The sequence below is a fragment of the Xanthomonas sp. LMG 12459 genome, from assembly GCF_009192905.1.
GTDB lineage: Bacteria > Pseudomonadota > Gammaproteobacteria > Xanthomonadales > Xanthomonadaceae > Xanthomonas_A > Xanthomonas_A sontii.
In genome coordinates this window covers 1-23,293 of record NZ_NSGT01000041.1, presented here as the reverse complement: position 1 = coordinate 23,293, position 23,293 = coordinate 1, and the positions used below count along the sequence as shown (strand labels likewise).

11 protein-coding genes are annotated in these 23,293 nt (G+C 69.7%); all 11 read left to right on the top strand.

Features of this window, described 5'->3' with window-relative positions; genetic code table 11:
• The first annotated feature begins 32 nt into the window (after positions 1–32).
• Complete coding sequence (locus tag CEK65_RS10810; protein WP_152181725.1) at positions 33–2,531, top strand: family 20 glycosylhydrolase; 2,499 nt, start codon at positions 33–35, stop codon at positions 2,529–2,531.
• Between the two features lie 16 nt (positions 2,532–2,547).
• The gene (locus tag CEK65_RS10805) at positions 2,548–5,247 is read left to right on the top strand and encodes a glycoside hydrolase family 2 protein (protein ID WP_152181724.1); all 2,700 of its coding nucleotides are present in this window, start codon (positions 2,548–2,550) and stop codon (positions 5,245–5,247) included.
• Positions 5,247–7,976, top strand: coding sequence for a glycoside hydrolase family 3 C-terminal domain-containing protein (locus tag CEK65_RS10800; RefSeq protein WP_152181723.1), 2,730 nt, complete (start codon positions 5,247–5,249; stop codon positions 7,974–7,976). The genes CEK65_RS10805 and CEK65_RS10800 overlap by 1 nt, the downstream gene beginning before the upstream one ends.
• A 632-nt stretch (positions 7,977–8,608) precedes the next feature.
• The gene (locus CEK65_RS10795) at positions 8,609–11,581 is read left to right on the top strand and encodes a TonB-dependent receptor (protein ID WP_152181722.1); all 2,973 of its coding nucleotides are present in this window, start codon (positions 8,609–8,611) and stop codon (positions 11,579–11,581) included.
• Between the two features lie 760 nt (positions 11,582–12,341).
• Complete coding sequence (locus CEK65_RS10790; RefSeq protein ID WP_152181721.1) at positions 12,342–14,261, top strand: beta-galactosidase; 1,920 nt, start codon at positions 12,342–12,344, stop codon at positions 14,259–14,261.
• Complete coding sequence (locus CEK65_RS10785; protein ID WP_152181738.1) at positions 14,258–15,634, top strand: APC family permease; 1,377 nt, start codon at positions 14,258–14,260, stop codon at positions 15,632–15,634. Before CEK65_RS10790 ends, CEK65_RS10785 begins: the two co-directional genes overlap by 4 nt.
• On the top strand, positions 15,631–16,566 hold the full coding sequence (locus CEK65_RS10780) for a carbohydrate kinase family protein (protein ID WP_152181720.1): 936 nt from the start codon (positions 15,631–15,633) through the stop codon (positions 16,564–16,566). Before CEK65_RS10785 ends, CEK65_RS10780 begins: the two co-directional genes overlap by 4 nt.
• Positions 16,541–17,983, top strand: coding sequence for a 6-phospho-beta-glucosidase (locus CEK65_RS10775; protein ID WP_152181719.1), 1,443 nt, complete (start codon positions 16,541–16,543; stop codon positions 17,981–17,983). The genes CEK65_RS10780 and CEK65_RS10775 overlap by 26 nt, the downstream gene beginning before the upstream one ends.
• 170 nt (positions 17,984–18,153) lie before the next feature.
• Entirely contained in the window at positions 18,154–19,596 is a 1,443-nt protein-coding gene (locus CEK65_RS10770) for a glycoside hydrolase family 125 protein (RefSeq protein ID WP_152181718.1), read from the top strand.
• Positions 19,597–19,726: 130 nt separating this feature from the next.
• The gene (locus CEK65_RS10765; RefSeq protein WP_152181717.1) at positions 19,727–22,069 is read left to right on the top strand and encodes a GH92 family glycosyl hydrolase; all 2,343 of its coding nucleotides are present in this window, start codon (positions 19,727–19,729) and stop codon (positions 22,067–22,069) included.
• Positions 22,070–22,203: 134 nt separating this feature from the next.
• Positions 22,204–23,293 (top strand): beta-galactosidase family protein (locus tag CEK65_RS10760; RefSeq protein ID WP_193314756.1); only part of this gene is annotated, 1,090 nt, incomplete at its 3' end.

Below are 23,293 nucleotides of genomic sequence, written 5' to 3'. Positions count from 1 at the left end.
CGATACGCATCTCGATCGCTTGAGGTAGACCGATGACTGCAGTGGGCGCACACCCCCGATTGCCGCACCGCCCGATGCCCGCCGCCGCGCGCATCGCGGCGGCCTCCCGCAACGCCTGGCTGGGGTTGTCCCTGCTCGCCTGTGGCAGCCTGCTCGGCGGCTGCGACCGCACTCCGCCGCCAGCGCCAGCGCCGGCGCCCGCGTCCAAGCCTGCCGCAGCGCCGCCGCCGGCCCCGAGACACGATGACGACGACGACAAGACGCCGCTGCCGTTGATCCCGGCGCCGGCCAAGGCCGAGCGCGACGGCGGCACCCTGACCATCGGCACCGGCGCCGTGCTGTCGGTGCCCCTCGACGACGCCGGCGCGCAGCGCGTGGCGCAGCAACTGTCGCAATTGCTGAGCAAGACCCGCGGCCTGTCGCTGGAGGTGCGTGCGGAGACCATCCCCGCCGACGGCAGCATCCGCCTGCAGCTCAATCCCAATACCGAGGTCGCGCAGGCCGAGGGCTACACGCTGGACGTGGACCCGCGCACCATGCTGATCCAGGCGCGCGAGGAGCGCGGCCTGTTCTACGGCGCGATCAGCGCCTGGCAGTTGATGACCCCCGACGCCGGCAAGGGCGAGGTGGACGTGCCGCAGGTGCATATCCGCGACTGGCCGCGCTTCGGCTGGCGCGGCGTGCTGCTCGACGTGGCGCGGCACTTCCATGGCCCGGACACGGTCAAGCGCCTGCTCGACGCGATGGCCCAGCACAAGCTCAACGTGCTGCACCTGCATCTGACCGACGACCAGGGCTGGCGCATCGAGATCAAGCGCTATCCCAAGCTCACCGAGATCGGCGCCTGGCGCACCCCGCCCGGCGCGGGCACCCACGGCCTGCCCGATCGCTACGGCGGCTTCTACACCCAGGACCAGATCCGCGACCTGGTGGCCTACGCCGCCGAACGCCACATCACCATCGTGCCGGAACTGGACATGCCCGGGCACGCGCAGGCGGCGGTGGCGGCGTACCCGGAACTGGTCGGGGTGACCCGGCAACGGCCCAAGGTGTCGGTGGACTGGGGCGTCAATCCGTACCTGTTCAACACCAACGACAAGAGCATGACCTTCATCCGCGGCGTGCTGGATGAAGTGCTGCAGCTGTTCCCTTCGCCGTACATCCACATCGGCGGCGACGAAGCGGTCAAGGACCAGTGGGAACGCTCGCCGGCGGTGCGCGCGCAGATGCGCAAGCTCGGCATCAAGGACGCGCATGCGTTGCAGGGCTGGTTCAACCAGCAACTGGCCGACTACCTCACCCAGCACCAGCGGCGCCTGATCGGCTGGGATGAGATCCTGGAAGGCGGGTTGCCGGCGAGCGCCTCGGTGATGTCCTGGCGCGGCGTGGACGGCGCGGTCGCCGCCGCCAAGCAAGGCCACGACGTGGTGCTGGCACCGGCCGGCTGGATGTACCTGGACAATCTGCAGAGCGCACGCAACGACGAGCCCAACGGCCGCCTGGCCACGCTGCCGCTGCAGAAGGTCTACGGCTTCGACCCGGTGCCGGCCGCGCTCAGCCCCGAGGAGAGCAAGCACGTGCTCGGCGTGCAGGCGGCGCTGTGGAGCGAGTACATCCCCTCCACCTGGCATATCGACCATGCGCTGTTCCCGCGACTGAGCGCGGTGGCCGAGGCCGGTTGGTCGCCGATGGCCGCGCGCGACTGGAACGGCTTCCTGCAGCGCATGCCGGCGCAGCTGGACCGCTACCGCCTGCAGGGCATCGCCTATGGCGACGGCGCCTTCGCCCCGGACATCGCCGTGCAGGACGGCGACAACGCCGCGCTGGACAGCGGGAAGGCCACCGTGGTGCTGGGCAACCAGGCCAAGTTCGGCAACTTCCGCTACACCACCGACGGCAGCGAGCCCAAGGCCGACTCGCCGCGCTACACCGCGCCGTTCGCGGTGACCCTGCCGGTGACCGTGCGCGCGGCCACCTTCGCCGACGACGGCCGTCTGCTGGCCGCGCCGCGCAGCCGCATCCTCGACCGCGCCAACCTGCTCAGCCGCGATACCCAGGGCCTGGCTTCGTGCGAAGGCGGCGAGCTGGGCCTGCGCGTGCCGCTGCTGCCGGACCTGGCCGACCAGGACACGCCGGTGTTCAACATCGACCTGTTCACCAGCTGCTGGCGCTACGCCGACGCGCGCCTGGACGGCATCGACCGCATCCGCATCGACGCCGCCCGCCTGGCGCGCAACTACGGGCTGGCGCACGACCAGGCCAAGGTCAAGCGCTACCCGGCGCACAGCCCGCGCGGCGAGTTCGAAGTGCGGCTGGGCGACTGCAAGGGCAAGCTGCTGGCGCGGCTGCCGCTGCCGGCCGGCAAGACCCTGGGCGACCAGTTCGCGCTGGAAGCGCGGCTGCCCAAACAAAGCGGCGTACACGACCTGTGCCTGCGCTCCACCGCGCCCATCGCCGGCCCGTACTACGCCATCGGCGCCGTCCATCTGATCGACACCGCGGCGCAGGCGCCCCCCGCCGCCGCGCACTGACCACGGAGACCCTCGCATGACCCAGCCGCCCCGCCGCCCCCGTTCCGCGTCGCGCACGCGCCTTCCTGCCCGCCTCGGGCTGCTGCTGGCGCTGGCCTTGCCGGCGCTGGGCCAGGCGGCGGCGCCGACGACGCTGTCGCTGCAACAGGGCTGGCAGGTGCGGCTGGCGCCGGGCGATGCCAACGCCAAGGCGCACCCGAAGGCCGCGCAATGGCTGCCGGCGCAGGTGCCGGGCACGGTGCAGACCGACCTGATCGCCGCCGGGGTGGTGCCCGATCCGTTCTATCGCGACAACGAAGCGCAGATCCAGTGGGCCGGGCTCAGCGACTGGCAGTACCAGACCCATTTCCAGGTCGATGCGGCCCTGCTGGCGCGCCCGCACCTGGAACTGGTGTTCGACGGGCTGGACACCTTCGCCGAGGTCTACCTCAACGGCAAAAAACTGCTCGCCGCCGACAACATGTTCCGGCAGTGGCGGGTCGACGCCAAACCGCTGCTCAAGCGCGGCGACAACGTGCTGGAAGTGCGGATCGCCTCGCCGATCAAGAAGATCCAGCCGTGGCTGTCCAAGCAGCCGTACGCGCTGCCCGGCGCCTACGACTCGGCGTTCGGCGACGAGCCGGTGGCGCGGCACAGCTCCACCTACGTGCGCAAGGCGCCGTACAACTTCGGCTGGGACTGGGGCCCGCGCATCGTCACCGCCGGCATCTGGCAGGGCGTGCGCCTGGAAGCCTGGGACGACCTGCGCGTGGACGGCCTGCGCATCGCCCAGCAGCGCGTCGATGCCGACGCGGCGCAATTGCTGGCACAGCTGCAGGTGCAGGCCGGCCGCAGCGGCGAAGTGCAACTGGACCTGGACGTGCTCGGCCCCGACGGCCAGCGCGTCGGCCAGTTCAGCCAGCGCGCGGTCGTCGATCCAGGTGCCAACACCCTGACCGTGCCGGTACGCATCGCCAAGCCGCAGCGCTGGTTCCCGGCCGGCTACGGCCGCCAGGACCTGTACACGTTCAAGGCGCAACTGCGCGATGCCGCCGGCGAGCGCCTGGACGTGCAGCGCGTCACCGGCCTGCGCAGCGTCGAGTTGCGCCGCGAGAAGGACCAGTGGGGCAAGAGCTTCGCCCTCGTGGTCAACGGCATCCCGGTGTTCGCCAAGGGCGCCAACCTGATTCCGTTCGACAGCTTCCCCACCCGCGTCGACGCCGCGCGCATGCGCGGCTTCCTGCAGTCCGCGCGCGACGCCAACATGAACATGCTGCGCATGTGGGGCGGCGGCCATTACCAGCCGGACAGCTTCTACGAGGATGCCGACCGCCTGGGCATCATGATCTGGCAGGACTTCATGTTCGGCGGCGCGATCCCGCCCTACGACGTCGCCTTCCGCGAGAACACCCGCGCCGAGGCCGAGGAGCAGGTGCGGCGCCTCGGCGATCACCCCAGCATCGTCATCTGGTGCGGCAACAACGAAGTGCAGACCGGCTGGGAGAACTGGGGCGACCGGGTCAAATTCAAGCAGTCGATCGACCCGGAAGAGCGCGAGCGCATCGTCCGCGGCATGACCACACTGTTCGGCACGGTGCTGCGCGAGGCGGTGCAGAAGTACGACAGCGACACCCCGTACTGGGCGACCTCGCCGGGCACCGATTTCGATGGCGCCGCCGACCAGCCCGACGACGGCGACATGCACTACTGGAAGGTCTGGGGCGGCCCGGCGCTGCCGGTCACCGAGTACCTCAACGTGACCCCGCGCTTCATGTCCGAATACGGCCTGCAGTCGTTCCCCGAGATGCGCACCATCCGCGCCTTCGCCGAACCCGGCGACCTGCAGCCGGAATCGCCGGTGATGCGCGCGCACCAGAAGTTCGACAAGGGCAACGGCAACCAGCGCCTGCTGCTGTACATCCGCCGTGCGTTCGGCGAACCCAAGGACTTCGCCAGCTTCGTCTACCTGAGCCAGATCATGCAGGCCGAGGGCATCACCCTGGCCGCCGAACACCTGCGCGCCTCGCGGCCGCAATCGATGGGGTCGCTGTACTGGCAGCTCAACGACGTGTGGCCCGGCGCCTCGTGGTCGAGCGTGGACTACTTCGGCCGCTGGAAGGCGCTGCAGTACCATGCGCGCCGCTTCTACGCGCCGGAACTGATCGCCGCACTGCGCGACGACAAGGGCCAGACCACCGTGTCGCTGGTTTCCGACCGCACCACGCCGCTGGCCGCGCGCTGGCGCATGCGGGTGATGGACCTGTCCGGCAAGGTGCTGAGCAAGACCGAGAAGCCGGTGACGCTGGCGCCGCTGTCCAGCGTGCGCGTGGGCAGTTTCAGCGATGCGCAGTTGCTGCGCCGCGCCGATCCGCGCAGCAGCGTGGCGGTGTTCGAGTTGCTCGACGGCGAGCGCGTGCTGTCGCGCACCCTGGTGTACTTCGACGCGGCCAAGCGCCTGCAGTGGCCGCAGGCCGACATCCGCAGCGAGCTGCGCGCCGATGGCGACGGCTACGCGCTGACCCTGAGCAGCGCCACGCTTGCGGCGCAGGTGTGGCTGAGCTTCGGCGACCTCGACGTGACCCTGTCCGACAACGCCTTCGACCTGCTGCCGGGCGAACCGCTGACCGTGCGCGTGCACAGCAGCGCCACCCTGGAGCAGATGCGCGCGGCGCTGCAGGTGCGCGATCTGGGCGGAACGATGGCTGGCGCGCCGGCCGAACCGGCGGAGGCGAAGTGATGGGCAAGCCGATGTCGCGGGCGGGCGTCACCTTGTGGGAGGGACTTCAGTCCCGACGGGGCGTTACCGGTAAAGCGTCGGGACGGAAGTCCCTCCCACAAAAGCGCCTCTACCTGGCGCTGTGTGCGATCGGCCTGTTCGCCGCCTCGCTCGCCCATGCCGACGAGGCCGAGGACCGTGCCGCCGCGCTGGTGGCGAAGATGACCCGCGCCGAGAAGATCGCGCAGGCGATGAACGCTGCGCCGGCGATCCCGCGCCTGGGCGTGCCGGCCTACGAGTGGTGGAGCGAGGGCCTGCACGGCATCGCCCGCAACGGCGAGGCCACGGTATTCCCGCAGGCGATCGGCCTGGCCGCGACCTGGAACGCCGAGCTGCTGCACGACGTCGGCACCGTCACCTCCACCGAGGCGCGGGCCAAGTTCAACCTCGCCGGCGGCCCCGGCAAGGACCATCCGCGCTACGCCGGGCTGACCATCTGGTCGCCCAACATCAACATCTTCCGCGACCCGCGCTGGGGCCGCGGCATGGAGACCTACGGCGAGGATCCCTACCTCACCGGACGGCTGGCGGTCGGCTTCATCCACGGCCTGCAGGGCGACGATCCGGCGCATCCGCGCACCATCGCCACGCCCAAGCACCTGGCCGTGCACAGCGGGCCGGAACCGGGCCGCCACGGCTTCGACGTGGACGTGTCGCCGCACGATTTCGAGGCGACCTACTCGCCGGCGTTCCGCGCCGCCATCGTCGACGGCCAGGCCGGCTCGGTGATGTGCGCGTATAACTCGCTACACGGCACACCCGCTTGCGCCGCCGACTGGCTGCTCGACGGCCGCGTGCGCGGCGACTGGGGCTTCAAGGGGTTCGTGGTGTCCGATTGCGATGCGATCGACGACATGACCCAGTTCCACTACTACCGCCCCGACAACGCCGGCTCGTCCGCGGCCGCACTCAAGGCCGGGCACGATCTGAACTGCGGCTACGCCTACCGCGAGCTCGGCATCGCCTTCGACCGCGGCGAAGCCGACGAAGCCCTGCTCGACCGCTCGCTGGTGCGCCTGTTCGCCGCGCGCTACCGGCTCGGCGAACTGCAGCCGCAGCGCAACGACCCGTATGCGCGGCTGGGCGCCAAGGACATCGACAGCGCCGCGCACCGCGCGCTGGCGCTGCAGGCCGCGCAGCAATCGCTGGTGCTGCTGAAGAACGCCGACGCCACCCTGCCGCTGCGCCCGGGCCTGCGCCTGGCCGTGCTCGGCCCCAACGCCGACGCGCTGGCCGCGCTGGAAGCCAATTACCAGGGCACCTCGGTGCAGCCGGTGACGCCGCTGCAAGGGCTGCGCATGCGCTTCGGCGCCGCCCAGGTCGCCTATGCGCAGGGCGCGCCGCTGGCCGCCGGCGTGCCCGGCATGATCCCCGAGACCGCCCTGCGCAGCGACGGCAAGCCCGGGCTGCGCGGCGAGTACTTCGACAACCTGGACCTGGCCGGCACGCCGCGCGTGCAGCGCCAGGACCGCGTGGTCGGCTTCAACTGGGACCACGTGGCCCCGGCCAAGGACGTGGACAAGGATCGCTACTCGGTGCGCTGGAGCGGCGAACTGCTGCCGCCGGGCCCGGGCGATTACACCCTGGCGGTACGCGTGGCGCGCTGCTTCGATTGCGCCGGCCACGACCCGGTGCGCCTGTACATCGACGATCAACTGGTGGTCGCCGGCAACGCCGAGGACAAGCACGTGCCGGCCGGCATGCACAACGCCGACGGCCGCAACGTCGAGACCGTGCTGCATTTCGACGACGCGCGGCCGCGGCGGATCCGCCTGGAGCTGGAACACCGCGGCCAGGACCAGGGCCTGCGCCTGGAGTGGCTGGCGCCGCCGGCGCTGCAGCTGGCCGAAGCCGAACGCGCGGTGGCGCAGGCCGACGCAGTAGTGGCCTTCGTCGGCCTGTCGCCGGACGTGGAAGGCGAGGAACTGCGCATCGACGTGCCCGGCTTCGACGGCGGCGACCGCAACGACCTGGCCCTGCCGGCGGCGCAGCAGGCGCTGCTGGAACGGGCCAAGGCCAGCGGCAAACCGCTGGTGGTGGTGCTGATGAGCGGCAGCGCGGTGGCGTTGAACTGGGCCAAGCAGCACGCCGACGCGATCATCGCCGCTTGGTATCCGGGCCAGTCCGGCGGCACCGCGATCGCCCAGGCGCTGGCCGGCGACATCAACCCCGGCGGGCGCCTGCCGGTGACCTTCTACCGCTCGACCAAGGACCTGCCGCCCTACGTCAGCTACGACATGAAGGGCCGCACGTATCGCTACTTCAAGGGCGAGCCGCTGTTCCCGTTCGGCTACGGGCTGAGCTACACCCAGTTCGCCTACGACGCGCCGCAGCTGTCGACCGCGACGCTGCAGGCCGGCCAGCCGCTGCAGGTGAGCACCACCGTGCGCAACACCGGCGCACGCGCCGGCGACGAGGTGGTGCAGGTCTACCTGCAGTACCCGCAGCGCGCGCAGTCGCCGCTGCGCAGCCTGGTCGGCTTCCAGCGCGTGCACCTGCAGCCGGGCGAGGCGCGCACGCTGAGCTTCGCATTGGATGCGCGCCAACTCAGCGATGTCGACCGCAGCGGACAGCGCGCGGTGGAAGCCGGCGACTACCGCCTGTTCGTCGGCGGCGGTCAGCCGGGCACCGGCGCACCCGGCGAGGACGCGGCGTTCTCGATCAGCGGGCGCATGGCCCTGCCGAAGTGAGCGACGGGGCCGCCCACGGCCCCTGTCTACGAAATGCGCCAGCGCATGCGGCGGTGCAGCGTAACGGCCCGGCGCGCTGCCGCCGCCGGGCGCCATCCCCGCACGTTCCAGCGTCCAGCTAATTTATTTTTCACGACCTATTGACAGTCTTCCGGGACAGAGGTATCGATAACACGTCGGTGCCACGCATCGACGATGCCAGACGCGCCGAACGCCGCAGCACCTGCGGCGTTTTCCAGGGCAGTTCCAGGGGTGATGTGCCATGTCATGCAGTCGTCGCAGCCAGGATCGATGCCTCGCCGGAGTTCCGGCGCCCTGCCTGTCGTCCGCGTTCCGCGCGGGCACGCATGGGGGCCGCTGCGCATGACCCGTCGCTACAAGCTGAGCGCGCTGCGTTCGCGCTCCAAGTGCATCGCCGGCTACTCGCCGCCACGCCACTGATCGCCGTTTAACGGTCCGCCCAGCCGGCAGACGCCTCGCGTCGGTCGCCGTTCGCTCTGTCCTGTTCGCACGCCCTCCGGCGTGCGGTCCGAGCGTGCGCGCCTTCCGTCCACCGTGTCTGCCTTCCAGGAACGCAGCGGCGCGTCGCCTTCGGCGCGTGCCCGCACCGATCACGATCAGCGAGGTGTCACGTGGCAACCCATCCCTATTGCAAGCGCAAGGCGCTGTGCGCCGCCATCCTGGCCATCACCGGCCTTGCCGCCACCGCACCGGCGCTGGCCGGCACCGTGCAGGGCGAACTCAAGGAGCGCAGCAGCGGCAAGCCCGCCGCCCATGCGAAGGTGGCCATCGCCGGCACCGCGCTCAGCGCCGTCACCGACGCCCAGGGCCGCTTCGTCATCGCCGACGTGCCGGCCGGGCAGTACGCACTGCAACTGGACTACCCGGGTTTCAGTGCGCCGGAAACCACCGTGCAGGTCGCCGACAGCGGCGCCGCCACGGTGTCGATCGCGCTGGACGAGGCCAAGCAGTTGCAGACCATCAGCGTGGCGGCCAATCGCTACGACGCCAGCACGCTGAAGATGAATTCCTCGAACACGGTGGACGTGCTCTCGGCCAACGACCTCGAGCACACCGCCGTGCACAACGTCGCCGAGGCGCTGGGCCTGATCGCCGGCATCAACATCACCTACAGCGGCTCGGGCTACTTCGGCGGCGTCGACGGCGCCGCGCGCGGCGAAGGCATGTTCGCCTCGGTGCGCGGCCTGCCCTCGGAGTACAACGTCAACCTGATCGACGGCGTCACCGTCGCCCAGGGCATGCCGTACAGCCGCAGCGTGCAGTTGAGCCTGCTGCCGCCTTCCGGCCTGCAGACCATCGTCGCCAACAAGACCTCCACCGCCGACATGGACGGCGACGCGATCGGCGGCACCCTGGATTTCCGCACGCCCACCGCCTACGACTACAAGGAGGCCACCAGCGGCAGCGTCACCGTCAGCGGCCGCGTCGAGAGCCGCGCCCGCGACTACGGCGGCGACGGCCTCGGCGGCGGCCTGGCCGGCGAGTTCCAGCACAAGTTCGGCGACGAGCAGCAATTCGGCTTCTACGCCAGCGCCTATTACGACTACCGCACCTCGACCAACAGCGAGGTGGCCGCGGCCACCAGCGCGCTCAACGACGGCTCATGGAAATTCCTGCACGCCAATGCCGACGGCAGCAATGCCGCCGGCTACGCGCCGCAGGACAACCTGACCAGCACCGGCATGAACGTCGGCGTGGTCGCCGGCTGGGAGCGCCGCTACGGCGGCAATGCCGCCTTCGACTGGAACGTGGACGACACCCTGTCGGTGTACGCACGCGCCACCTACGCCTACGCCAAGACCGACCAGGGCACCACCTTCGTGCAGTTGCTGCCGCAGGACGTCAGCTTCGTGCCCACCGCCACGCCCGGCGTGTATTCGCCCAACATCAACCGCATCGCCGCGCGCTTCTGGTACGAGACCAACCCGGAAATCGCCGACCTGGCCACGTTCCAGGTGGGCGCGCGCAAGACCATCGGCAACTGGACGCTGTCGCCGAACCTGTTCTACAGCTTCGGCGACAACGACCGCCCCGACCACATCGAGATCGACGGGCGCGAGGACAAGTTCAGCCAGGCCAATTTCGCCTACTCCGGCAGCAGCCTGATGCGCTACGGCAGCGGCGCCTTCCCCTACCCGCAGCTGACCCCGGCGCTGCTGGCGCAGGTCAACAACATCCCCTCGCTGTACGCCAGCAGCTACGGCGAATCGACCAAGATCTATTCCGGGCAGAAGAAGGGCGGCGCCAAGTTCGACGCGCGCTACGACTTCGCCGACGGCGCGCTGACCGCGCTGCAGTTCGGCGTGAAGTACAGCAAGAGCAGCCGCCACTACAGCAACCGCGACTGGTGGACCGGCCCGGTGCCCGACACCAGCACGCTGGGCGACCTGGGCATCTTCAACGGCGGCTACGCGGCGATCTTCCCCGGCAAGTACCCCTGGGCCACGCCGCGGGTCAGCGAAGGCGCGGTAGCGCAGGTCATCGCCAGCCACCTCACCGACGACGACCTGGACACCTGCGGCAGCGCGTTCTACGTCAACAACTACAACTGCAATACCATGCGCGGCACCGAGGCGGTCAGCGCCGCCTACGCGATGGCGACCTTCTCCTTCGGCAGCCTGGAAGTGGTGCCGGGCGTGCGCTTCGAGCACACCAGCATCCACAACACCTTCTGGACCACGCCCACCGACAGCGACGGCAACCAGCAGGTCGGCTATTTCGCCGCCAACAGCACCCACTACGACCAGCCGCTGCCCAGCGTGTTCCTGACCTGGCGCCCGGACAGCGCCACCACCTACCGCGCCGCGCTGTGGACCAGCTACACGCGGCCGGCGTTCGTGCAGTTGGGCGGCGGCAGCCAGATCAACATCTCCAACGGCATCACCACCATCAGCCAGGGCAACCCGGACCTGAAGGCGATCACCTCGACCAACCTGGACCTGTCCGGCGAGTGGGCGACCGACCATGGCGGGTTCTTCTCGGTGGCCGGCTTCTACAAGCGCCTGCATCACTACATCTACGATGCGGGTTCCGGCCAGGCCAATTCGGGCACCAGCGGCAGCGGCACGGTGTTCTACCAGATGCCGACCAACGGCGGCGACGGCCGCGTCTATGGTGTGGAGGTCAGCGCACGGCAGCGCTTCCAGGATCTGCCGGCGCCGTTCGACGGGCTGGGCGTCAGCGCCAATGCCACGCGCCAGCATGCGCATGCGGATCTGGGCATGGTCGGCTTCGAGGACGAGCAGATGCAGTCGGCGCCGAATGCGATGGCCAATCTGGAGTTGTTCTACGAGCGCTCGAAGTTCTCGGTGAACCTGAGCTATCACTTCAGCAGTTCGTATCTGCTGAACTACGATTTCCTGCACCAGAACGCGCCGTGGGACGATCTGTGGGCGCGGCCGACGCGGCGGGTGGATCTGCATGCGGGCTATCGGTTCGACAATGGGGTGAATGTGGATCTGTCGATCTCCAATCTCACCAAGGAATACAGTTACTGGGGCCATGTGGGCCGGCACAATCTGGCGGTGTCGGACATCGTGGATGCCGGCATGATGACGTTGTTGACCGTCAAGTACGCGTTCTAGGCCGCGGCGGCGTGCGCACTGGGATGCCATGGCGGAGCGTTGCCACGCTGTCTGTGGGAGGGACTTCGGCCCCGGCGGTCTTTACCGACTCCGCGTGGACCACGCTTTTTGTGGGAAGGACTTCAGTCCCGATGGGCTTTACCTGTGCGGCCTGGATCAGGCTGCATCGGCAGCCCGCTCGCGCAGCGCGCACCCCGCTTGTCGTAGGAGCGGCTTCAGCCGCGACAGGCTCTACCGAAACAGCCAGGACCATGGCTCTTGTGGGAGGGACTTCAGTCCCGACGGGCTTTACCGACGCTGCTTGGATTATGCGATCTCAGCAGCTCACACTAGCGGCACACACCGCCGCTCTTGTAGGAGCGGCTTCAGCCGCGACAGGCCTTACCGACTTCGCCTGGACCACGCTTTTTGTGGGAGGGACTTCAGTCCCGACAGGCTTTACTGGGAATGTTGGAAGGCAAAGGCAAAAGCTTTCGCCTGGCGGCGAGTCACTTTTCTTTGCTTGTGCAAAGAAAAGTAACCAAAAGAAAGCACACCCCGCCGCAGCGCCCGCTGCGCGGGTCCGCTCCGCTGACGGGATTTTCGGACGGGGCATCCTGCCCCGGCCGAAAACGGCGCACGTCCCTGTGCGCCGCCCCCCTCCGGGGGGGTTTACCCGCCAGCTCCGCCGCTGCGGAGGGGACCCGGGAAGAGCAAAATCTGAAGAGCAACAGCAACAACCACGGCAACTGCAACTGCAACGCTCCGGCTGGAGTCCGCAATGAAACGCCGAGCCTTCTGCCGGTTCGGTTTGCTCGCGCCATTGGGCTTGGTGGCGATGCCGATGCTGCGCCCGGCGGTGCCAACATCAGCGCCGGTGCCGGATGGACGGCCGCACACGTTCGGTTTCGCGCAAGGCCGCTTCACGCTGGACGGGCAGCCGTGGCAGATCCGCAGCGGGGAACTGCATCCGCTGCGGATCGCGAAGGCGGATTGGTTGCATCGGATTCGCATGGCCAAGGCGATGGGGCTGAATACCATCGCGCTGTATCTGATGTGGAATGCGCTGGAAACGGCGCCGGGGCAGTTTGACCTGGACAGCGGCGAGCGCGATTTCGTCGGCTTCATCCGGCTGTGCCAGCAGGAGGGGTTGTGGGTGTATCTGCGCCCGGGTCCGTATGTGTGCGCGGAATGGACGCTGGGCGGGTTGCCGCCGTATCTGCTGCGCGAGGCGAACATCCGCCTGCGCGATCGCCACGATGCGCGGTACATGGCGGCGGTGGAGCGCTACATCGGGGCGATCGCGCCGCGCATCGCGCCGTTGATGGCCAGTGCCGGGGGGCCGGTGCTGATGCTGCAGATCGAGAACGAATACTCGATGCACGGCAGCGACGTCGGCTATCTGCAGGCGCTGGCCGCGCTGTGGCGGGCGCATGGGGTCGAGGGGCCGTTCTCGCTGGCCGAAGGGCTCAAGGATCTGCGGCGGCGCCAGGCGATGCTGCCCGGCGCCGCGCTAGGGCTCGATGGTCCCGATCTGCACGATCTGCAGGCGGCCACGGCCTTTGCCGGGCAGGCACCGGTGTGGGTGTCCGAGGGCTACCCCGGCTGGCTCACGCACTGGGGCGAGCCGAAGTTCGCGCGTCGCGACTATGCGCCGCTGCTGCGCCGCATCGCCGCCGCCGGCTATTCGTTCAATCTGTACGTGGTGCACGGTGGCACCAATTTCGGTCTCAGTGCCGGGGCCAATGCCGAGGACGACGGCTCGCAGTTCCAGCCGGCGCTGACCAGCTACGACTATGGCGCGCCGATCGACGAGGCCGGCCGTGCCACGCCGGCGTACTTCGCGCTGCGCAAGATCATCGCCACGCAGGCCGACACGCCCGCACCGCCGGTGCCCGCCGCACCGCGACGTGCGCACTTCGCTGCGGTGCAGGCCACGCCCGTGGCCGCGCTGTGGGACAACCTCGGCCCCGCGCTGCAGACCGACACCCCCATCGACAACCAGCGCCTGCTGGGCCAGGACCAGGGCCTGGTGCTGTATCGGCGCCGGATCGGTGCGGGCCAGTCGCTGCACCTGGGGCAGGTTCACGACTACGCGGTGGTGCATCTGGACGGGCGCGAACTCGACCACGTGTCGCGAGTGCGGCATCCGCACCTGCACAGCGCGCTGCAGTTGCGCCTGCCCGATGCAGCGCAGGACACGCGCGATCTGGAAGTGCTGGTCGACAGTTTCGGCCACATCAACTTCGGCCCGGCGTTGGGCGATCGCAAGGGCCTGCTCGGTCCGGTGCGGCTCGATGGGCAGGAGCTGCACGGCTGGGAGGTGCGCGGGCTGGCGCTGGACATGGATCCGACGCCGTCGCTGCGCCCGCTGCAGGCGCCGCCGCAGCGCCCGGGCCTGTTCTTCGCCACCGAGTTCACCCTCGACCAGCACGGCGACGTGCACCTGGACATGCGCGACTGGCGCAAGGGCTATCTGTGGGTCAACGGGCGCCTGCTCGGCCGCTACTGGGACATTGGCCCGCAGCAATGCCTGTATTGCCCCGGCGCCTGGCTGCGCGCCGGGGCCAACCAGGTGCTGATCCTCGATCTGCATCGCCTGCAACCCGGCCTGGTGCGTTGCGCCGACGGTCTCGTCCCCACGCCTGCCACGCAGCCCGTCGCATCCCTTCCCTCCCCACAGGATCGCGCATGCACATGACATCGCTCGCCGCACCCGTCGCGTCCTCCTCGTCCGCCGCCGACCAGGGCGCGCCGCCGCGCACGCTGGGATTCTGGAGCGCGCTGTCGGCCAACCTGCTCAACATGATCGGCATCGGCCCGTTCATCACCATCCCGCTGGCGCTGTCGGCGCTGGCCGGGCCGGCGGTGCTGCTGGGCTGGGTGGTCGGCGCGCTGCTGTGCCTGTGCGACGGCCTGGTGTGGGCCGAACTGGGTTCGGCGATCCCGCGCTCGGGCGGGCCGTACCACTACCTGCGCGAGGCCTATGGCCGCGACCGCGCCGGGCGTCTGTTCGGTTTCCTGTACCTATGGCAGACGCTGCTGACCGCGCCGCTGTCGGTGGCCGCGGCCGCGGTCGGTTGCGCGCAGTACCTGGCCTATCTGATGCCCGGCTTGAGCCGCACCGCGCTCACCGGCATCGCCATGGCGCTGTGCCTGTTCAACACCGCGCTGCTGTACCGGCAGGTGCGCTCGGTGCAGTTGCTGTCGCTGCTGGTCAGTGCGGTGGTGATCGCCGCCTGCGTGTGGATCGTGCTCAGCGGCGCGCTGCATTTCGACATGGCGCTGGCGCGCGAGTTCCTGCAGGCGCGGCCGGCCTCGCCGCACGGCTTCTGGCTGGGCTTCGGCGCGGTGGCACTGATCGCGGTGTACGACTACGGCGGCTACAACAACGTGTGCATGCTCGGCGGCGAGATCCGCAAGCCGCGCCGCACGATTCCGCGCGCGGTGCTGTGGTCGATCCCGATCGTGGCGGTGCTGTACCTGGGCTTGAACGTGACCCTGCTCGGCGTGCTGCCGTGGCAACAGGCGGCGCAGTCCAAGGCGGTGGTGGCCGACTTCATGCAGGCCATCTACGGCCCGGTGGGCAGCACCGTGGCGGTGGCGCTGATCGTGCTCGCCAGTTGGGGTTCGGCGCTGGTGGTGCTGCTGGGTTATTCGCGGGTGCCGTATGCCGCGGCCGCGTCCGGCCAGTTCTTCGGCGTGTTCGCGCGGCTGCACCCGCGCGGACGCTTCCCCACCGTGTCGCTGCTGTTCGTCGGCATCACCTCGGCGCTGGCCTGTCCGCTGTCGCTGGACGACCTGATCGCCACGCTGATGATCATCCAGATCCTGTTCCAGTTCCTGGCGCAATGCCTGGCGGTGGTGCTGCTGCGGCGGCAGCCGCGGCGCCGCGCGCGCTTCGCCATGCCGCTGTATCCGTGGCCGCTGCTGATCAGCGTCTGCGGCTGGCTGGCACTGCTGGCCACCAGCCCGCTGCCGCGGCTGCTGGCGGCGGTGCTGGCGCTGTGCGCGGGTACCGCGCTCTATCTCATCCAGGCCAAACGCGAGGCAGCATGGCCCTTCCAGCAATGAAAACCCATGACGTCGCGGTGGTCGGCGAGGTCTATCTCGACCACATCTTCAGCGGCTTCAGCACCTGGCCCGGGCCGGGCGAGGAAGCGATGGCGCGGCACTACCATCGCGACCTCGGTGGCGGCACCGTCAACACCGCCTGCGGGCTGGCGCGGCTCGGACGCAAGGTCACGCTGATCGGCGCGATCGGCGCCGGCGACCGCGACTGGTTCGCGCAGCGCCTGGGCGCGTTCGGCGTCGGCACCGAGGGCCTGGTCGACCACCCCGCCGGCACCGGCGTCACCGCCAGCGTGTCGCTGCACGACGACCGCTCGTTCTTCACCTATCCCGGCGCCAATGCCGCGCTGGAACCGCTGCTGCGCAGCGCGGACGCGCTGGAGGCGATGTGCGCCGCGCGCCATGTGCACTTCGCCCTGCCGCTGCCGGCGACGCTGGCGCGCACGCTGCTGCCGGCGTTGCGCGCGGCCGGCTGCAGCACCTCGCTGGACGTGGGCTTCAACCCGGCCTGGCTGGCCGATCCGGACAACCACGCCACCTGCCGCGCGGTCGATCACTTCCTGCCCAACCAGAAGGAGGCGGCACTGGCCGGTTGCGCCGGCGACGATGCCGCATCATGCGCCGCCTGGGCGCAGGCGCTGGGGCTGGCGCAGGTGACGATCAAGCTCGGCGGCGCCGGCGCCTGCGTGGTGGATGCGGCCGGCGCGCGATTGGTTGCCGCGCACACGGTCGCCGTGCAGGACACCACCGGCGCCGGCGACGCCTTCGATGCCGGCTTCATCGACGCGCTGCTGGACCACCTTTCCCTCGACGCCTGCGCGCAGCGCGGCTGCCTGTGCGGCGCCGCCTGCTGCACCGCGCTCGGCGCGCTCGACGGCCTTCCCGATCCCCCACGTCTCAGGAGTCTCCATGAGCAGTTCCTTTACCAACCGTAAACTCGCCCTGATCGGCGGCGGCGGCGTGCGCGCGCCGCTGGTGGTGTACGGCGTCAACGATGCCGCCGAAGCGCTCGGCGCGCGCGAGATCGTGCTCTACGATCCCGACCAGGAGCGGCTGGCGCTGATGGTCGCGCTGGGCCGCGCGGTGGTCGCCGAGTTCGGCGGCGAGCTGCAGGTCAACGCGGCCAGTTCGGCGGAAGCGGCGATCGACGGCGCGCATTTCGTGCTCAACAGCATCCGCATCGGCGGCATCCGCCAGCGCGCCACCGACGAGCACACCATCATCCGCCACGGCTACGCCGGGCAGGAGACCACCGGCCCCGGCGGCGTCGCCAAGGCGCTGCGCACGGTGCCGGTGGCGATCGAGCAGGCGCGGATGGTGGAGCGGCTCAGCCCCGACGCCTGGCTGGTCAGCTTCACCAACCCGGCCGGGCTGATCACCCAGGCCATCAGCCGCCACACCCGCGCGCGCGTGGTCGGCATCTGCGACACGCCGGTGGAGCTGTTCCACAACATCGCCCGCGCACTCGGCGAGCCGCCCGCGGACGTGGACTGCGAGTACGTCGGCCTCAACCACCTGGGCTGGATCCGCGCGGTGCGCGTGCGCGGCGAGGACGTGCTCGACCGCATCCTCGCCGACGACGCGATCCTGCGCCAGCTGTACCTGGCGCCGCTGTTCGACTTCGACATGCTGCGCACGCTGCGGCTGATCCCCACCGAGTACCTGTACTTCTACTACGAGCGCAGTCGCGCCCTGGAGAACCAGCGCGCCAGCGGCGCCAGCCGCGGCAGCGAGATCGAACGGCTCAACCACACCCTGATCGCCGACCTGCGCAGCCGCCTCAACGCCGGCGACGGCAGCGGCGCGGTGCAGACCTACGCCGCCTACCTGCAGCAGCGCTCCGGCTCGTACATGCGGCTGGAGGCCGAGGCCGGCTCGGCCTTCGCCGACGACCTCGCGCCGCAGCCGGACCCGTTCCGCGCCAGCACCGGCTACCACCGCATCGCCGTGGACGTGATGAGTTCACTGACCGGCGCGCTGCCGGGGCGGCACGTGGTCAACGTGCGCAACCAGGGCTGCATGCCGGAACTGGCCGACGACGACATCGTCGAGATCTCCTCCACCATCGAGCGCGACCGCATCACCCCGCTGCCGGCGCGGCCGATGCCCGAGGCGATCCAGGGCCTGGTGCGCACGGTCAAGGCCTACGAACACGCCGCCATCGACGCCGCGCTCAGCGGCAGCCACCTGGACGCCTGCAAGGCGATGCTGATCCACCCGGCCATCGGCGAGTGGAGCCCGTCGCGGCGACTGCTGGAGGCCTTGTTCGGCCATGCCGGCAACGGCGACGACGACGGCGAGTGCGTGTGCTCGGGACCGATGCACTGGCACGGCGCGCATCACCACCACTGAGCCGGCCGGTTGTGCGGTCGCAGGATGCAACGGACGGCCACACGTTGTAAGGTCGTCGCAAATTGGTCCGTCATAGGTACCATCAACCTGCCCTCCCGGCCGCGGCCGGCGCCTCCCCGGCGCCGGCCCGTGCCGGGAGCGTTTGTCGATTCCACGGAGCGTTCCAGGCCATGCCCACCCGCCGCGACATCCTCCACTTCCTCGGCGCCAGCGCCGGCGCTGCGCTGCTGAGCGGGGCGCTGCCGGCCGCCGCCGCGGCGTCGGCTTCTGCCGCGCTGCCCAGCAAGCGGCCGCCGCCGGGCAAGCGCCGCTTCGTCAGCGCCGCGGTCGAGCGTCAGTTGCGCACGGTCAAGGCCGGCATCGCCGATCCGCGCCTGGCCTGGCTGTTCGAGAACTGCTACCCCAACACCCTCGACACCACGGTCGAGACCGGCACCCGCAACGGCAAGCCGGACACCTTCGTCATCACCGGCGATATCGAGGCGATGTGGCTGCGCGACTCCTCCGCGCAGGTGCACCCCTACGTGCCGCTGGCCAAGCGCGACCCGGCGCTGCGGCGCATGTTCCATGGACTGATCCAGCGCCAGGCCGCCTGCATCCGCCTGGATCCCTACGCCAACGCGTTCCTGCCGGACGGCACCAGCCAGCGCCTGAAGTGGTCGGTGGCCGACATCACCGAGATGAAGCCCGGCGTCGGCGAGCGCAAATGGGAAGTGGATTCGCTGTGCTACCCGATCCGCCTGGCGCACGAGTACTGGCGCGCCAGCGGCGATACCGCGCCGTTCGACGACGACTGGCGCGACGCCATGCACGTGGTGGTGCGTACCTTCCGCGAGCAGCAGCGCCTGCACGGCCGCGGCCCGTACAGTTTCCAGCGGCCCTCGCCGCTGGCGACCGAGACGCTGGTGCTGGACGGCTACGGCCAGCCGACCCGGCCCAACGGCATGATCCATTCGATGTTCCGCCCGTCCGACGACGCCTGCCTGTACCCGCTGTTCGTCCCCGCCAACCTGTTCGCGGTGACCTCGCTGCGGCAACTGGCGACGATGAGCGAGGCGCTGCATCACGACGCCGCCTTCGCCGGCGAGTGCCGCGCCCTGGCCGACGAGGTCGAGACGGCCACCCGAAAGTTTGGGCAGATGCGCGACGCCGACGGTCAGCCGTTCTGGGCCTACGAGGTGGACGGCTACGGCAACCAGTTGTTCATCGACGACGCCAACGCGCCCGGCCTGCTGAGCCTGGCCTACCTGGGCTGCTGCGATCGCCGCGATCCCGTGTTCCTGCGCACCCGGCAACTGGCCTGGAGCGAGCGCAACCCGTACTTCTATCGCGGCCGCGCCGCCGACGGCGTGGGCAGCCCGCACAGCGGCCTGGGCACGATCTGGCCGATGTCGCTGATGCAGTACGCCCTGGCCAGCGACGACGACGCGCAGATCCGCCAGTGCCTGCAGTGGCTCAAGACCACCGACGCCGGCAGCGGCTTCATGCACGAGGCCTTCGACAAGGACAACCCGAGCACCTTCACCCGCGACTGGTTCGCCTGGGCCAACACCCTGTTCGGCGAACTGATCATCGACCTGCACCAGCGCAAGCCGCAGTTGCTGAAGGCCTGACGCGATCACTGCATCTGTGGGAGGCACTTCAGTCCCGACGGGCCTGACCGACAACGCGTCGGGACGGAAGTCCCTCCCACAACAGCAAACATACCCCCACCGCACCGCTGCACACCCCGAGGACAGCACCATGGCCACACGACGCGGTTTCCTGCAGGGCGCCATCGCCCTGGCCCTGTTCGGCAGCAGCGGCATCGCGCGCCTGGCGCAGGCACGCGCCGGCAGCTACGCGCTGCCGGCCGATGCGCGCGCCAAGGCCGAGCTCACCCGCAACGTCGACGTGTTCATCGGCACCGGCGGCCACGGCCACACCTTCCCCGGCGCCACGCTGCCGTTCGGCATGGTGCAACTGAGCCCGGACACCTACAACGCCGACTGGGACGCCTGCTCCGGCTACCACGCCGACGACGGCTCGATCATGGGCTTCTCGCACACCCACCTGTCCGGCACCGGCATCGGCGACATGCTCGATTTCCTGGTGGTGCCGGCCACCGGCGCGGTGAAGCTGCAGCCCGGCACGCGCGAGCACCCCGAGACCGGCTACCGCTCGCGCTTCGACCACGCCGACGAAGCCGCCTCGCCCGGCTACTACCGCGTGCGCCTGAAGGACAGCGGCGTGCATGCCGAACTCACCGCCACCGCGCGCGCCGGCCTGCACCGCTACCACTTCCCCAAGGGCAAGCCAGCGCACCTGCTGCTGGACCTGTGCCACGGCATGCAGGACAAGCCGGAGATCCCCGCCCGCGTCGAAGACGCCAGCCTGCGCCTGGTCGACGCGCAGACCGTCACCGGCGGCCGCCGCGTCTACCAGTGGGCCAAGGGCCGCTACATCTACTTCGCCATGCGCCTGTCGCGGCCGTTCGCCAGCGCGCAGCTGTATGCCGACGACCAGCCGCTGGCCGCGAGCGCGCGCAGCGCCGACGGCAACCGGCTGAAACTGGCCCTGCACTACCCCGATGCCGCCGACGCGCCGCTGCTGGTCAAGGTCGGCATCTCCGCGGTCAGCACCGACAACGCCCTGGCCAACCTCGACGCGGAACTGCCCGACTTCGACTTCGCCCGCGTGCACGCCGCCGCCGTGGCCGAATGGGAAAAGGAACTGGGCCGCGTGCGCATCGACAGCGACGACGAGGCGCAGCGCCGCATCTTCTACACCGCGCTGTACCACAGCCTGATCGCGCCGACCCTGTTCAGCGACACCGACGGCCGCTACCGCGGCATGGACCTGCAGGTGCACCAGGCGCCGGCCGGCTACCACAACTACAGCACCTACTCGCTGTGGGACACCTATCGCGCCCTGCATCCCTTGCTGACCCTGGTGCAGCCCGAACGCGTGCCCGACCTGGTGCAGTGCCTGGTGCGCGGTGCCCACGAATGCCCGCAGGGCGTCGCCATCTGGCCACTGCAGGGCGTGGAGACCGACTGCATGATCGGCTACCACTCCGCCGTGGTGCTGGCCGAGGCGCATGCCAAGGGCTTCACCGGCATCGACTGGAAGGCCGCCTACCCGGCGTGGCGCAAGCGTGCGATGGACGACGACGTGCACGGCCTGGCGCTGTACCGGAAGATGGGCTACATCCCCTGCGACAAGGTCGACGAATCGGTCAGCCGCACCCTGGAATTCGCCTACGACGACTGGGCGGTGGCGCATCTGGCGCAGGCGGTCGGCGCCGACGACGATGCCAAGCACCTGCGCGAACGCTCGCGCCAGTACCGCAACGTGTTCAACCGCGAGAGTCACTTCGTGCAGCCGCGGCTGAGCGACGGCCAGTGGGCCACCCCGTTCGATCCGCGTGCGATGGGCCACAGCGCGCAGTGGCGCGACTTCACCGAGTCCAACGCCTGGCAGGCCACCTTCCTCAACCAGCACGACTTGTACGGCTACATGGACCTGTTCGGCGGCCGCGATCACTTCGTCGCCAAGCTCGACGAACTGTTCACCACCAGCTCCGAACTGCCGGCGGACGCGCCGCCGGACATCGACGGCATGGTCGGCCAGTACGCGCACGGCAACGAACCCAGCCACCACGTCGCCTACCTCTACGCCTACGCCGGGCAGCCATACAAGACCCAGGCGATGGTGCGGCGGCTGCTGCGCGAGCAGTACCACGACGCGCGCAACGGTCTGTCCGGCAACGAGGACTGCGGGCAGATGAGCGCCTGGTTCGTGCTCAGCGCACTGGGCCTGTACGCGGTGGACCCGGTCAGCGCCAACTACGTGCTGGGCAGCCCGCTGTTCAAGCGCGCCGAACTGGACGTGGGCAACGGCCGCACCCTGCGCATCGTCGCCCACGGCAACAGCGCGGCCAACGTCTACATCCAGAGCGCCCGCTGGAACGGCAAGCCCTACACCCGCAGCTGGCTGCGCCATGCCGACCTCGCCGCCGGCGGCACGCTGGAACTGGAGATGGGGCCCAAGCCCAATACCGCGTTCGGTGCGGGCAAGGACGATCTGCCGCCATCGTTTAGCTGACCGCCGGGAATGGGGATTGGGAAATCGGGATTGGTGGTTCCCCACATCCGCGCCTGTGCGTGACCCGATGCACGACGGCGCGCGCTCCGGTCGTCCTATTGTCGCACTCGCATCGCTTTTTTCGAGAATCTCCCATGCCGCGTAAGACCCTCGCCGCTCTCGCCCTCGCGTTGGCGCTCGCCCTGCCCTCCACGCAGGTGCGCGCAGCCGACAGCACCACCGCCTGGCCCGCCTTCGCCACCCAGGGCGATCACTTCATCCGTGACGGCAAGCCGTACCAGGTCATTTCCGGCGCCATCCACTTCCAGCGCATCCCCCGCGCCTACTGGAAGGACCGCCTGCAGAAAGCGCGCGCGATGGGCCTGAACACGGTGGAGACCTACGTGTTCTGGAACCTGGTGGAACCGCGGCCGGGCCAGTTCGACTTCAGCGGCAACAACGACATCGCCGCCTTCGTCGACGAAGCCGCCAAGCAGGGCCTCAACGTGATCCTGCGACCCGGCCCCTACGTGTGCGCCGAGTGGGAAGCAGGCGGCTATCCCGCCTGGCTGTTCGCCGAGCCCGGCATGCGCGTGCGCAGCCAGGACCCGCGCTTCCTCGCCGCCAGCCAGGCCTACCTCGACGCGCTCGCCGCCCAGGTCAAACCGCGGCTCAACGGCAACGGCGGCCCGATCGTCGCCGTGCAGGTGGAGAACGAGTACGGCTCCTACGGCGACGACCACGCCTACATGCGGCGCAACCGCGCCATGTTCGTCCAGGCCGGCTTCGACAAGGCGCTGCTGTTCACCGCCGACGGCCCCGACGTACTCGCCAACGGCACCCTGCCCGACACCCTGGCCGTGGTGAACTTCGCCCCCGGCGACGCCAAGAACGCCTTCGAGACCCTGGCCAAGTTCCGCCCCGGGCAACCGCAGATGGTCGGTGAATACTGGGCCGGCTGGTTCGACCAATGGGGCGAGAAGCACGCGGCCACCGATGCCGCCAAGCAGGCCAGCGAATTCGAATGGATCCTGCGCCAGGGCCACTCCGCGAACCTCTACATGTTCGTCGGCGGCACCAGCTTCGGCTTCATGAATGGCGCCAACTTCCAGAAGAACCCCAGCGACCACTACGCCCCGCAGACCACCAGCTACGACTACGACGCCGTGCTCGACGAAGCCGGCCGCCCCACCCCCAAGTTCACCCTGTTCCGCGACGCCATCCAACACGTCACCGGCATCGCCC